A 12,841-nucleotide genomic window follows, 5' to 3' on the forward strand; every position below is an offset into this window, starting at 1 on the left:
GCCGCTAAACCGTAGCGCATAATCGACTGCTGTGAGCGGTTCGCCAGGCAGCGGACCGAAAGTGCATGACCGGTCGCGGCGAAGCGCGCGCCGATAGGCGGGGATGCCACGCTTGCAGTCGGTTCTGCGAACCTGCCTACCCCGCCTTACGCCTGGGCGCGGCCGTCTTGGCCGCAGTCTTTTTGGTCGTCTTGCCTGCTGCCTTCTTGACGGCCTTCTTCGCCGCTTTTTTGGTTGCCGTTTTCTTCGCGGGTGCGCTTGCCGTGTCGGCCGTGCTGGATTTCTTGGCTGGCGTACGCGTATTGGCCTGCAGGCTCTTCTGCAACAACGACATGAAGTCCACCACGTTGGTGGTGGCGTCTTCGTGCTGAGGGGGCTCGACGTCCACGGTGGTGGTGCCGCCCTTTTCCTGGATGCGCTTGCGCAAGATCTTTTCCAGCTTGCCGCGGAATTCGTCGTGGTAATCCTCCGGCTGCCAGGTACCGGACATCGACTCGATCAGCTGCTTGGCCATCTCCTGTTCCTTGGGCGTGATGCGGTACTCGCCCACCGCACCGGCCGGCAGCTTGAAATCCTGCGGGTCCACCACCTCCTGCTGATAACGCAGCAGCAACAAGATCAATGCATCGCCCTGCGGCATCACCGCCGCCAGATACTCGCGGGTGCGGATCACCACCTTGGCAATGCCCACCTTGCCGGTGTCGCGCAAGGTTTCGCGCAAGAGCACGTATCCCTTTTCGGCCTTCTTGCCCGGCACCAGGATGTAGGGCTTTTCGAAATAGCGTGGATCGATGTCGGCTGCATCGACGAAGGTTTCCACCTCTACCGTTTCATGGCTTTCCGGCGCCGCAGAGCGAATATCCTGTTCTTCGACGATGACGTAGCTGCCCTTGTCGTATTCGAATGCCTTGACGATCTCCTTCCACGGCACCTCGTCGCCGGTGTCGGCATTGACGCGTTCGAAGCGGATCGGTTTTTTGTCGCGCGAATCCAGCATCCGGAAATGCAGATCCACCTTGCGTTCGCCCGACATCAACGACACGGGCACGTTGAGCAAGCCGAAGGAAAGGGTGCCGGTCCAGATCGGTCGTGCCATCAGTGCGCTGCTCCATGAATTGCGGCTTCGGGAATGTGGTCCAGGGCCAGCCAGGCATCCTCGACAATGTCGCGCACATGCGGCCAGTCCAGTCGCGAGGCTCCACGCATGCTGTCCCACTGCGCAGCCAGGGCCTGCTCGCAATCGATATCGGCCCCACGCGGCCAATCGGCGGCGTGGGTGATCCGCGCAAACGCATAGGCCGGCGATAAATCGCGCCAGGTGGGCCCACCACGCCGACGGCGGCGCTGGTATCGGCCAGGCTGTAGCAGTGGAAGTCCTGCGCCACGCCCGCGGTGTCCGGCATGCGTGCACTGCGCGCGCGCCTGGGCGGAGCGGGCTCGACATGGGCACTGAACAGGCGACGGTCGGGACGGCGATCCTGGGGGCGCATGGGCGGCTCCACGGTGCGGCATTGGGGGCTGACATCAGTAACGCCGCTGCCGTGAGCCATGCGTGAGAAATTCGCTTGCGCTGCGCGATTTGCGCGCCCTTCACCGCGGGCGCGGTGAACTGCCTGCCCATCTTGCTGTCAGGAGTCCACCATGTCCCGCGACCCGTTACGCGACCAACCCAGCCAGCCGGGCGAACAGCATGGCAAGCGCGATGCCGAACACCATGAAGATCGCGGCGCTGGCGATGCACCCGGGCGCCTGATTCCAGCCGATGACCAGACGCCGGCCAAGAAGCCGGGAAGCGCGCCATCAACGGGAATCGATGACTGACAGGCGTTCCTGACAGTCATTTGACTGAAGCGTGGTGTCGTAAGGCAAGCCAACAGGCACCAGTCCATGTCGTGGCCACTGCGGCAAACCTCGCACCGCGTCGCTCATGCCCGGCCGGCCTGCTGCAACCGTGCGAACTCATCATCGTCAAACAGCCGCGACCGCACCAGGAAGCGCACACCTTCGCCGTTTTCCAGCGAAAACATGCCGCCGCGCCCCGGCACCACATCGATGATGAGCTGGGTGTGCTTCCAGTATTCGAATTGCGGCGCGCTGATGTAGAACGGCGCGCCCCCGATCTCGCCCAGTAATACGTCGCGGTCGCCGACGATGAACTCGCCAACCGCAAAACACATCGGCGAGGAACCATCGCAACAGCCGCCGGATTGATGGAACAACACATCACCGTGCTGAGCACGCAGCTTGTCGATCAGCTGCAATGCCGCCAGCGTGGCCGTGACCTGCGCCGGCAGCTCAACGCGCGTGGTGCTGTCTTGCATCGGCTAACTCCCGCGGCCACCGCGGCCGCCTTGTCGAGCACCATACGCTCGCCGTTGTGTGCGGGCGTGCCTGCGCGCACAGACCGTGTGCATGCCTTCGCATCGATGGTGCAACGGAACGAGGCCGACTGGCCTTCGTGTGCGCATCCATCGATGCGATCAGCCACGCAGGCATCTTTAGAAAAACCCCAGCGCCTTCGGCGAATAGCTCACCAACAGGTTCTTGGTCTGTTGATAGTGGTCGAGCATCATCTTGTGATTCTCGCGGCCGATACCCGACTGCTTGTACCCGCCGAATGCAGCATGCGCAGGATAGGCGTGATAGCAATTGGTCCACACGCGGCCAGCCTGGATCGCACGGCCCATCCGATACAGGCGCGAAGCGTCGCGACTCCAGACACCGGCACCCAGGCCGTACAGCGTGTCGTTGGCGATCGCCAGCGCATCGGCTTCGTCCTTGAAGGTGGTGACCGAGACCACCGGGCCGAAGATTTCCTCCTGGAACACGCGCATCTTGTTATGGCCTTTGAACACCGTGGGCTTGACGTAAAAACCCTCGGCCAGGTCGCCATCGAGCGTATTGCGCTCGCCGCCGATCAACACTTCGGCGCCTTCCTGCTTGCCGATGTCGATATAGGAGAGGATTTTTTCCAACTGTTCGCTGGACGCTTGCGCACCGACCATGGTATTGGGGTCGAGCGGATTGCCCTGCTTGATCGCGGCCACGCGCGCGAGCGCCTTTTCCATGAAGGCGTCGTAGATGGACTCCTGGATCAGCGCGCGCGACGGGCAGGTACACACCTCGCCCTGGTTGAAGGCGAACAGCACGAAGCCTTCTACCGCCTTGTCGAGAAAATCGTCGTCTTCGGCCATCACATCGGCGAAGAAGATGTTGGGCGATTTGCCACCCAGCTCCAGCGTCACCGGAATCAGGTTCTGGCTGGCGTACTGCATGATCAGCCGGCCGGTGGTGGTTTCGCCAGTAAACGCAATCTTGGCGATGCGCGGGTTGCTGGCCAGCGGCTTGCCGGCCTCCAGGCCGAAGCCGTTGACCACGTTCAACACGCCAGGCGGCAGCAGGTCGCCGATGAGTTCCATCAACACCAGGATCGAGGCAGGCGTCTGCTCTGCCGGCTTCATCACCACGCAGTTACCGGCGGCAAGCGCCGGTGCGAGTTTCCAGCACGCCATCAGCAGCGGGAAATTCCACGGGATGATCTGCCCCACCACGCCCAGTGGTTCGTGGAAGTGATACGCGATGGTGTCGCTGTCGATCTCGGAAATACCGCCTTCCTGCGCGCGGATGGCGCCGGCGAAATAGCGGAAGTGGTCCACGCATAACGGCACGTCGGCATTGAGCGTTTCGCGCACCGGCTTGCCGTTGTCCCAGGTCTCGGCGTACGCGAGCAGTTCGAGATTCTGTTCGATGCGGTCGGCGATCTTGAGCAATACGTTAGAGCGCTCGGTGGTGGAGGTCTTGCCCCACGCATCCTTGGCCGCGTGCGCGGCATCCAGCGCCGCTTCGATATCCGGGGCGGTGGAGCGCGCGATCGAGGTAAAGACCTTGCCGTTGATCGGCGTGGTGTTGTCGAAGTACTGGCCGCTGTGCGGCGCTACCCACTGGCCGCCGATGAAGTTGTCGTAGCGCGGTTTGAAGATGGAGTGCGGATCGGTGTTGAGCGGTTTTGCAGAGGCAAGCGCGTTCATCATGGTCTCCTGCGGAGGTGGGTCCGATGCGCACGTGTATACCCGCGCGAGCGCTAGCGCAATGTCATGTCATGCGCTGTTGCGCTGCGTCATTGCAGCGCAGCCGTCTTTCCCCGCGCAGTGGTGGACGTTGCGCTGCAACGCAGCATTGCGCGCACGGGGCAAGGGCTCCGCAACCAAGCGCCGGATCGGCCGCCGTGCACCAGCACGCGTTGCACAACAATCAAATCCAGACGTCGTTGTCTGCGGTGTATGCGCCACCCGCATCGCCGGTATTGACCACACCGCGCGGCTCGACCAGCAAAACGCTGCATTCGTGCTCCGCCGCCGGGCGGTGTTCGACCCCCTTGGGCACCACGTGCATCTGCCCGGCCGACAGCGCCACCACGCCGTCGCGAAATTCGATGGTCATGTTGCCGTCCAGCACGATGAACACCTCGTCCGTGTCCGCATGCCGATGCCACACGAACGCACCTTGCAGCTTGACCAGCTTGAACTGGTAGTCGTTCATTTCCGCGACGACACGCGGGGACCAGTGCTGCGACAGCAGGGCGAGCTTGTCGCTGAAATCGATCGGGGCGTAGCGCGTGTTCAACGGAAACATCCTTGTGCGGGGAATGCGCTTGCAAGCTTAGTGCATCGCATCGCCGGCAGTCACCGCTGCATCAACGCGGTGCATTGCAGCCGCGCGCGGCGAACAGCGCAAGCGGTTTGCCCAACGCGATGAATTCATGCGCGAGCGTTGCTGGTGCCTGCCGCGCGCCACGCCCGCACCGCTGCGGTGACCTGCGCACCGTGACTGGCGCCGACATCACGCGCGGTAAAATCGTGCGGCCGCCATTGCACCTGTGCGGCCAGCCGTGCGCAGGCGGCATGCCCGTCTGCCAGCACGTCGGCCTGCTCGGTTGCGTTCAACGCCAGCAGGAGCGAGAAGCCGGTGGCCGAGATCGTGCAGTTGATGTCCAGCCAGTAGCGGTTGTCCGCGCGCAGCAGAAACCAGTCTGCGGGGGGCGTGATCGATGACGATCATGGTGGGCCTGATGTGGTGGGCCCGGGGGTGGCAGGTCGATGGCAGACCGTGCGTTGGCGGGACGGCTTTGTCGCGCCCGGGGGCGCTCCTACGGGCGGGACGTGTTGTTGAACGCGCACCGCCATTGACGGCTCAGCCGCCAAAATCCCATTGCAGCCCCACCGTGTAGGTGCGGTCCGGGCCGGGCTCGTAGTAGCGGCCGTTGCCATCGTTGACGATGACCGAGCCCACGTACTGCTGGTCCAGCACATTGTCGATGCGTGCGAAGGTGCGCAATGCGCCCTGCGGGGTGCTCCAGCGCCGGGAGGCTTCCAGGTTCAACAGCGCGTAGCCGGGTGCACGTTCGGTGGCCAGGTCGTTGACCACGGTGGCGCCGGAGGCTACCGATTCGGCAGCCAACTGCCATTGCGCCGGCTGCCATTGCCAGCGCGCAAACAGTTGCTGACGCGGCACGCCAGGCAGGCGCGATCCGCTGGCCACCGCTGCGGTGGGCGTGGCGCAGCCGCTGCTGGCACAGGTGAGGTAACCATCGCGCACGGTGGCATCGACGAAGGTATAGGCCAGCTGCAGCTGCTGGGTGGCACCGATCGGTTGCTGCCAGCTGAGCTCTGCGCCCTGGCGCCGCGTCGCGCCGATGTTGCGATAGGTGCTGCGCCCATTGGTATTGCTGGCCACCGCCAGCTCGTCGTCGGTGTCGGCGCGGAAGACCGCAAATTCCAGCGCCGCGCCGCTTTGCGCGCGCCACTTGCTGCCCACTTCGTAGTTGCGGCTGGTGGCCGCGCCCAGGTCCAGCGCCAGGCCGGCGCCGCCATCGCTGCGGTAGCCCAGTTCGTTGAAGGTGGGCGTTTCGAAGCCGCGTCCCACCGAAGCGTGGAAACGCAGATCCTCGTCGGCACGGAACACGATGCCGGCGACCGGCGTGGTCGCCGAATAATCGCGCCGGCCGCTGTCGTCAGGATTGCGGCCCACGATGTAGTGGTCGTCCGACGCGAAGCGCACGTCGCTATGGCGCACGCCCAGCAGTGCCGACCAGCGGTCGCTCCACTGCCACCACAGCTGCGCGAATTGGTCCACCTTCTCGACCTCATCGCGCTGGTCACGGCGCAATGCGCCCTTGACGCCCAGCGTGTCGCCGACGAAGTTCTCGTAACCGGTGCGGTGCTGGCGCTGGCGGTCGACATTGGTGCCGACGGTCAGCTGCAGCGGCCGGCCCAGCGCCTCGCCCTGCCAGGCCCAGCGCGCATCGGCCCCTTCGTAATTGCTGTCCAGATCGATCACCCCGCCCGAATGCAGCGGGTTGCGCTGCACCGCCACCGGGATCGCCAGGAACTGCTCCACGCTGCGCTGGCCGCCGTAGGCCATCAAGCGCAACGTCTGGTCGTCCAATCGCTGGGTGAAGATGGCCCCGGCCTGCGACTGGCGCACCGACTTGCGGGTATCGAACTGGGTCGCCACCGACGTGGCCTGTGCCGGGTCGGCATTGAACTGCGCACGGGTCAGGCCGAGCGGGTCCTGCGCGTCGGGTGCGTCCAGATAGTTGAGCACCAGGTCCAGCCGGCGGCCCTCGGCCAGATCGAAGCCGAGCTTGGCGTTGACCGAGTCACGCTTGGCGCGGCTATGGGCGCGGAAGCCATCGGTGTCGAAATGATTGGCGGCCACGTTGTAATGCACCGCGCCCTGCTGGCCGAGCACTTGCGCGCCGACGTTGACCGTCGCGTTGCTGCCGTAGGTGGCGCGCAGCCGCCACGGGTCGTCCGGCTGGCCATCGGCGCTCCACAGCTGCAGCACGCCGCCGGAGGAGTTGCCGTACAACGCCGAAAACGGCCCGCGCAGCACTTCCACCCGTTGCGCGGCCAGCACGTTGAAGTGCGACAGCTGGCCCTGGCCGTCGGGCATGCTGGCCGGAATGCCGTCCACCAACAGCCGCACGCCGCGCACGCCGAAGGTGGAGCGCGCGCCGAAGCCGCGGATCGACAGCTGGGTGTCCTGCGCGTAGTTCTGGCGGTCGCGTGCCACCAGGCCGGGGATGCCGTCCAGCAGCTCGGACACCTGCGCGCCGCGGCGGTTGTCGTCATCGGCCGCCACCACGGTGAACGAGGCGGGCAGGTCGGAGTCGTCCACCCCGCGCACGCGCGCGGCGTCCACCTGCACGGCGGGCAGGCGCTGGATCGATGTGGCGGCGGGCGGCGCCGGATCGGCGGCCAGGACAGGCGATGTGGCGCCTGTGGCGAACAGGCCGCAGGCGGCGGCCAACAAGGTGAGTCTGGACATGCACCTAGTGTCCCTTATCCGTACTGTCAGTGCATTGTTGCGTACGGAACGAAGCATGCTACGCCGGCCATGGGCTGCTACGATGAAGTGGTTTGGCCCAGCAGCGGTCAACGATCCGGAAGTACCCCACTCTTTCGTCCTTCAGCGAGTCATGCCGTGTCCTTCTTTGCAAACGTGGAACAGGTTCCAGGCGACCCCATCCTGGGCCTGACCGAGGCCTACAACGCCGACAGCCGCCCCAACAAGGTCAACCTGGGCGTGGGCATCTATTACGACGAAAACGGGCGCATCCCGCTGTTGCGCGCCGTGCACAAGATCGAGCAGCAGCTCGCGCAGGACGCCAAACCGCGGGGTTACCTGCCCATCGACGGCCTGGCCGCGTACGACAAGGCTACCCAGGAGCTGCTGTTTGGCGCCGACTCTGCGCTGGTGACCTCCGGCCGCGTGGCGACCTCGCAAACCGTCGGCGGCAGCGGCGCATTGCGCGTGGGCGCGGACCTGCTCAAGAAGCTGCTGCCCACCGCCACCATCGCCATCAGCAACCCCAGCTGGGAAAACCATCGCGCGGTATTCGGCGCGGCCGGCTTCGAGGTTGTCGATTACACCTACTTCGATGCCGCCATCCATGGCCTGAACTTCGACGGCATGCTCGCCGACCTGGCCAAGCTCGAACCGGGCACCGTGGTGCTGCTGCACGCCTGCTGCCACAACCCCACCGGCGCCGACCTGAGCAAGGAACAGTGGAAGCAGGTGGCCGGCCTGTTGAAGGAACGCAACCTGTTCCCGTTCGTCGACATCGCCTACCAGGGCTTCGACAAGGGCATCGAGGCCGATGCCTATGCGGTGCGCCTGCTGGCTGCCGAAGGCATCGACAGCTACGTGGTCGCCAGTTCCTATTCCAAGTCGTTCTCGCTGTATGGCGAGCGCGTGGGCGCGCTGTCGGTGGTCTCGGCCACCGCCGCCGAAGCCAAGGCGGTGCAGTCGCAGGTCAAGCGCATCATCCGCACGATCTACTCCAGCCCGTCCACGCACGGCGCCGCCCTGGTGGCCGGCGTGCTGACCAGCCCGGAGCTGCGCGATCTGTGGGAGCAGGAACTGACCGACATGCGCGAGCGCATCCATTCCCTGCGCGCCGGGCTGGTGGAAAAACTCGCCACGCTGGGTGCGCCGGAGTTCGACTTCATCCAGCGCCAGGCCGGCATGTTCTCGTACTCGGGCCTGACCAAGACCCAGGTGGACCGCCTGCGCGACGAGTTCGCGATCTACGCCGTCGGCACCGGCCGCATCTGCGTGGCAGCACTGAGCCAGCGTAACCTGGACTACGTGGCCCAGGCCGTGGCCACTGTCAGCCGGGTCTGAGCGTTGAAATCCATCAGGTGTTCTTAATTCTTCGTTATTTTAGCTATGATATTAATTTTCTTGCATTTTTGATGTAGCCATGAAACCGTGATTGGACACCCAACGTAAGGATACGAAAATGCGGCCCTCCCTCTCATTACTCCTCCCCTGTCTCTTTATCGCACCCACTGCGATGGCAGTTACAAAGACCTGCGATGGTTGTACAGAAGCAGAAATGAGCTCCATGGTCTCGCATATACTAATTTTTGAAAGCGGGGCATATAGAAATGCGCGCCAACCTGCGTATGTAGCAAATCCTCAATCAAGGTCTGTCATGAAGGGGATTTATAGCTGGAATTATGAGGCAGATGGCGAGACCATTGTTCAACATGTCAGCATGAGCAATGTAGAGTCCCAGATTTTTGGCTTTGTTAATACTTTAGCCGATGCATATGGCGAAAGGATGCTAACTAGTAACGCCGTAGGTCTAGCTGACTTCAATCGCCCGACTTCCATCTACGACGTCATAGATAACCCGTCGCGCGAGCAACAAGTAGTCAGTGCGATCGAAAATTCAAAGGCCGATTTTTTCCAAAGGGCAGCGGAAGCTGCGAAAATAGTAAATCCCTTTCCTGGCTTTAATCCAGGCGGCGTGAATTTGACGATAAAGTTTATTTTTGACGATAAAAGTACTGCAACTTATACTTTTGATAGCCAAACGAAGTCCTGGGTCCGCGTGAAAGACAGCCAACGCGACTCCAGTGGCAATATAGTGCCAATAACTAAATCTGACTTTTCGGGAGGCGAAGGCGGCACACGCACTTACGATTTCAGCAATAGCCAGGCAGATATGGATAAATTCTATGCCTGGGCTAATCGAAGTGGCATTAAATTCAACCAACCTACGGGATCTGGAACGAGAACAGGCATAACATGCGTAAGCACAAAAGATGGCGTCATCTGCCATATAGTTGCTTATTAATTGCATGAAACTTTCAAGAAAGTCAGCAGGGATCTGGTGGTCCCTGCTGTTTTTATTTCTCGCTATTGTCGCTCTCATTATTTTCCTCTTTCGCGACTTAGAAATTTTTCCTGCTGAACAACAATCGAGACAGCCCTCTAATCAGGTCATTGACGTACATTCCGAGCTGAAATCGGATAGCGCATTTGCCGGCGCTGCTCCGGCCAGCAATGTTCCCGCCAGGATGTCGCTGAGCGACCTGGAGATGCGCTCCAGACGAGGGGATGCCGCAGCGGCATGCCACGTGGCAGCCATCTATGAGCAGTGCCTGCTACTGCTACGACAGTATGACGACGTATTGGCGATGATTGAGACAAAGAATCTGGGCGCCGCCGGCTATTTCGAGGCGCTGCGCCCGCGAGCGGAGTATTGCGCCGGCATTTCGATAAACGCCAGGGACGCCATCGATAAATGGAAGGACGCAGCGAAAAAGGGCAACCTCAACGCCATGAGAGGCTACGTCAGCGGGTCTGCTTTCCTGGGAATTTCGGACGCCGCAAAGTATCGGACGGCTTTTCACGCCTATTCCCAATTGGCAGAGGGTTTTGCATGGAAGCTGGCAGACCAGGGCGATGTCAACGCAATGCTCGCCCTGGCACACGCTTATGAAAGCGGCCCCACGCCAGCCGGGCCGCTGCTATCGCAAGTCGTCAACAAGGATCCGACCAAGGCTTTGGCAATCTTCTACTATCTTGACGATGTCCCGTCCCGGACGCCAACGCGTTCGATTGCGGAAAACCGTGTCAGAGAGCTTGCATTGACATCCATCAAGGCGATGGAATCCAGCTTGAGTGCAGCATCGATTCGCGCTTCCGCACTCATTGCAGGTGATCTGCGGCGGCGCTGGACCAAGCCATTGACGTATGAAAAACTTTTCATGTCCACGCTTGAGGATGGCAGCTTGCGTTCCGCCCAGGCCGAGGACTGCGACGACCAGGAGAACCGACCGTGAGGAACAATCATAGCCTGTGTATCATTGCGGTGCTGTTTTCCCTCGCCTCGCTGTGGGCGACGCAGTTCAGACAACTCAATACTTATTATTTTGTCCCTATTTTACTCTCAATCGCTTCCATTGGCTTGATAAGCCTGCAAGAGAAAGGCCGGCTCCGACACGTTGAAATGGTCGCGGCAGTCACGATCCTGGTCATCGCCATTCTTGTCGGCGCGCAGAAATATTCTCCGTGAGTGCAAGTGATTTTCTTGATGATGAACCAGCGCATCGATGCTACAGCGGTGGCATCGTCAGCCGGTGCTGAAGCGACGCGTCCTGGGGCGCGTTGGCTCTCTGTCCATTCGCAGTCTCAAGCGGAGGATCGTGGGGCGCTTGTATCCTCATCGCAGCCCTCTCCAGCAAGCGTGAGCGCGGTTATCGGTCACCGCTGGTGTACAGCGAACGCCGGCCACATAAGGTTCAAGGGGTGCACTCCTGAAGTCGCTGCAGAGCAGAACGCGCACCCGATGATCGAAATCTAACGCCGCAATGGCGACAATGGCGGCCCACTTCCTACACAGGCTGCCCGTTCCCATGTCGCGTCCCTCGCTGACCCGCTTCCTGATCGAAGAGCAACACGCCGGCCGTATCGATGCGGAATTGCGCCAGCTGATCACCATCGTCTCGCGCGCCTGCAAGCGCATCTCCATCGCCGTGAGCAAGGGCGCCCTGGGCGGCGTGCTCGGCGATGCCGGCACCGGCAACGTGCAGGGCGAAGCACAGAAAAAGCTCGATGTGCTCAGCAACGACATCCTGCTCGAAGCCAACGCCTGGGGCGGCCATCTGGCCGCGTGCGCGTCCGAAGAAATGGACCACAGCCAGCCGGTGCCCGACCAATACCCCAGCGGCGATTTCCTGCTGTTGTTCGATCCCTTGGACGGCAGCTCCAATATCGACGTCAATGTCTCGGTGGGCACGATCTTCTCGGTATTGCGCGCGCCCAAGGGCACCGAAAAGCCGGGCGACGAGCACTTCCTGCAGCCGGGCACCCAACAGGTCGCCGCCGGCTACTGCATCTACGGCCCCAGCACCATGCTGGTGCTCACGCTGGGCCACGGCACCCACGCCTTCACCCTGGAGCGCGAAGAAGGCAGCTTCCTGCTGACCCAGGCCAACATGCGCGTGCCCGAAGACACCGCCGAATACGCCATCAACATGTCCAACCAACGCCACTGGGAACCGGCGATGCAGGCCTACGTGGGCGACCTGCTGGCCGGCAAGGACGGCGCGCGCGGCAAGGACTTCAACATGCGCTGGATCGCCAGCATGGTCGCCGACGTGCATCGCATCCTCACCCGCGGCGGCATCTTCATCTACCCGTGGGACAAAAAAGACCCGAGCAAGCCGGGCAAGCTGCGCCTGATGTACGAAGCCAACCCGATGAGCATGCTGGTGGAACAGGCCGGCGGCGCGGCAACCACCGGGCGCGAACGCATTCTCGACATCCAGCCGACACAGCTGCACCAGCGCGTGCCGGTGTTCCTGGGCTCGAAGAACGAAGTGGCCGAAGCAACGCGGTATCACCTGGATGCCGACAAGGCCTAAGGCTGCGGGTACCGCTCGCAAGGCACGCAAACTGGATCCCACCAAGACACCCGCCCCGCGCGGGTGTCTTGGTTTATGACCCCCGCTGATGGATCATCTCCATGCAGGCAGGCCTGAGCGCTGGCCACTGCGAGCCGGCCCGCAAGCGACGGCATCGCAGACAGATCAATTCGACCAACGACACCGGCAGTGCATTCATACTGTGTTTGATGTTGCGTGTTCTTTTCGACAGAGAGGGAAAGCGGTGTATGACCTTCGCTAGCGCTCGCCTCTTGCTTGTGATCGCCGGCGTGGTGCTGCCGTACGCAGCACGCTTGCCATTTGGACTGGAGTGGGTACGGCAATACACCCGTAAGCTCCCCCGTCAAGCAGGCACTTTAAAAGTAGAGCTTTCGGCGTACTTGTTGCGGTACTCGACCGGGGTCATTCCGCCGAGCGAATCATGGGATCTTGCTTGGTTGTAGTCGATCATCCACCAGTGGGCGGCTTCGCGCACCTCGTCGAGGCAGGCGAAGAGATTCAGGTCGAGCACTTCCTCGCGGAACGTACGATTGAAGCGCTCAATGAAGGCATTCTGATTTGGCTTTCCCGGCTGGATGTACTGTAGTGCGACGCCA

11 protein-coding genes and 3 pseudogenes are annotated in these 12,841 nt (G+C 62.1%); 6 read left to right on the forward strand and 8 right to left on the reverse strand.

Annotation, left to right across the window (positions count from 1 at the left end; genetic code table 11):
* Positions 1–136 precede the first annotated feature (136 nt).
* Both ku and F7R02_RS17045 read right to left on the reverse strand, forming a co-directional pair.
* A complete protein-coding gene (gene ku / locus F7R02_RS17040; RefSeq protein WP_005915957.1) occupies positions 137–1,096 on the reverse strand; it encodes a non-homologous end joining protein Ku in 960 nt (319 codons plus the stop codon).
* Positions 1,096–1,403: pseudogene (locus tag F7R02_RS17045) on the reverse strand (hypothetical protein). The gene ku and the pseudogene F7R02_RS17045 overlap by 1 nt, the downstream one beginning before the upstream one ends.
* A gap of 238 nt (positions 1,404–1,641) precedes the next feature.
* Here F7R02_RS17045 and F7R02_RS17050 point away from each other — a divergent pair.
* A complete protein-coding gene (locus F7R02_RS17050; protein WP_059027508.1) occupies positions 1,642–1,821 on the forward strand; it encodes a hypothetical protein in 180 nt (59 codons plus the stop codon).
* A gap of 104 nt (positions 1,822–1,925) precedes the next feature.
* Here F7R02_RS17050 and F7R02_RS17055 read toward each other — a convergent pair whose 3' ends face one another.
* From F7R02_RS17055 to F7R02_RS17075, 5 genes and pseudogenes are all read right to left on the reverse strand, one after another.
* Positions 1,926–2,321, reverse strand: a complete 396-nt coding sequence (locus F7R02_RS17055; protein WP_016848868.1) for a DUF779 domain-containing protein — start codon at positions 2,319–2,321, stop codon at positions 1,926–1,928.
* Between the two features lie 177 nt (positions 2,322–2,498).
* Positions 2,499–4,028, reverse strand: coding sequence for an aldehyde dehydrogenase (gene adh, locus F7R02_RS17060; protein WP_078589519.1), 1,530 nt, complete (start codon positions 4,026–4,028; stop codon positions 2,499–2,501).
* A 223-nt stretch (positions 4,029–4,251) separates the two neighbouring features.
* Positions 4,252–4,632, reverse strand: a complete 381-nt coding sequence (locus tag F7R02_RS17065) for a cupin domain-containing protein (RefSeq protein ID WP_003487955.1) — start codon at positions 4,630–4,632, stop codon at positions 4,252–4,254.
* A gap of 125 nt (positions 4,633–4,757) precedes the next feature.
* A pseudogene (locus F7R02_RS27340) lies at positions 4,758–5,058 on the reverse strand (hypothetical protein).
* Positions 5,059–5,190: 132 nt separating this feature from the next.
* On the reverse strand, positions 5,191–7,329 hold the full coding sequence (locus F7R02_RS17075) for a TonB-dependent receptor family protein (RefSeq protein WP_167521050.1): 2,139 nt from the start codon (positions 7,327–7,329) through the stop codon (positions 5,191–5,193).
* 156 nt (positions 7,330–7,485) lie between these two features.
* On the opposite strand from F7R02_RS17075, the gene F7R02_RS17080 reads away from it, so the two are divergent.
* The 5 genes from F7R02_RS17080 (at position 7,486) to F7R02_RS17100 (ending at position 12,224) form a co-directional block, all read left to right on the forward strand.
* Positions 7,486–8,688, forward strand: coding sequence for an amino acid aminotransferase (locus F7R02_RS17080; protein ID WP_078583381.1), 1,203 nt, complete (start codon positions 7,486–7,488; stop codon positions 8,686–8,688).
* A gap of 214 nt (positions 8,689–8,902) precedes the next feature.
* Complete coding sequence (locus F7R02_RS17085; RefSeq protein WP_228738964.1) at positions 8,903–9,649, forward strand: hypothetical protein; 747 nt, start codon at positions 8,903–8,905, stop codon at positions 9,647–9,649.
* Positions 9,650–9,653: 4 nt separating this feature from the next.
* Positions 9,654–10,640, forward strand: a complete 987-nt coding sequence (locus F7R02_RS17090; RefSeq protein ID WP_005921229.1) for an SEL1-like repeat protein — start codon at positions 9,654–9,656, stop codon at positions 10,638–10,640.
* Complete coding sequence (locus F7R02_RS17095; protein ID WP_005921230.1) at positions 10,637–10,873, forward strand: hypothetical protein; 237 nt, start codon at positions 10,637–10,639, stop codon at positions 10,871–10,873. The genes F7R02_RS17090 and F7R02_RS17095 overlap by 4 nt, the downstream gene beginning before the upstream one ends.
* 340 nt (positions 10,874–11,213) lie before the next feature.
* On the forward strand, positions 11,214–12,224 hold the full coding sequence (locus F7R02_RS17100; RefSeq protein WP_003487947.1) for a class 1 fructose-bisphosphatase: 1,011 nt from the start codon (positions 11,214–11,216) through the stop codon (positions 12,222–12,224).
* A gap of 364 nt (positions 12,225–12,588) precedes the next feature.
* Here the strand turns inward: F7R02_RS17100 and F7R02_RS17110 are convergent.
* A pseudogene (locus F7R02_RS17110) lies at positions 12,589–12,841 on the reverse strand (integrase core domain-containing protein); the annotation flags it as partial.

It is taken from the genome of Xanthomonas cissicola (assembly GCF_008801575.1).
GTDB classification, from domain to species: Bacteria; Pseudomonadota; Gammaproteobacteria; order Xanthomonadales; family Xanthomonadaceae; genus Xanthomonas; species Xanthomonas cissicola.

What these genes read in the sequence shown, in the direction of transcription:
- F7R02_RS17090 (WP_005921229.1), top strand. Translation starts at nt 9,654, where the DNA reads ATGAAACTTTCAAGAAAGTCAGCAGGGATCTGGTGGTCCCTGCTGTTT.
- ku (WP_005915957.1), bottom strand. Translation starts at nt 1,096, where the DNA reads ATGGCACGACCGATCTGGACCGGCACCCTTTCCTTCGGCTTGCTCAAC.
- F7R02_RS17065 (WP_003487955.1), bottom strand. Translation starts at nt 4,632, where the DNA reads ATGTTTCCGTTGAACACGCGCTACGCCCCGATCGATTTCAGCGACAAG.
- F7R02_RS17085 (WP_228738964.1), top strand. Translation starts at nt 8,903, where the DNA reads ATGAGCTCCATGGTCTCGCATATACTAATTTTTGAAAGCGGGGCATAT.
- F7R02_RS17050 (WP_059027508.1), top strand. Translation starts at nt 1,642, where the DNA reads ATGTCCCGCGACCCGTTACGCGACCAACCCAGCCAGCCGGGCGAACAG.
- F7R02_RS17100 (WP_003487947.1), top strand. Translation starts at nt 11,214, where the DNA reads ATGTCGCGTCCCTCGCTGACCCGCTTCCTGATCGAAGAGCAACACGCC.
- F7R02_RS17055 (WP_016848868.1), bottom strand. Translation starts at nt 2,321, where the DNA reads ATGCAAGACAGCACCACGCGCGTTGAGCTGCCGGCGCAGGTCACGGCC.
- F7R02_RS17075 (WP_167521050.1), bottom strand. Translation starts at nt 7,329, where the DNA reads ATGTCCAGACTCACCTTGTTGGCCGCCGCCTGCGGCCTGTTCGCCACA.
- adh (WP_078589519.1), bottom strand. Translation starts at nt 4,028, where the DNA reads ATGAACGCGCTTGCCTCTGCAAAACCGCTCAACACCGATCCGCACTCC.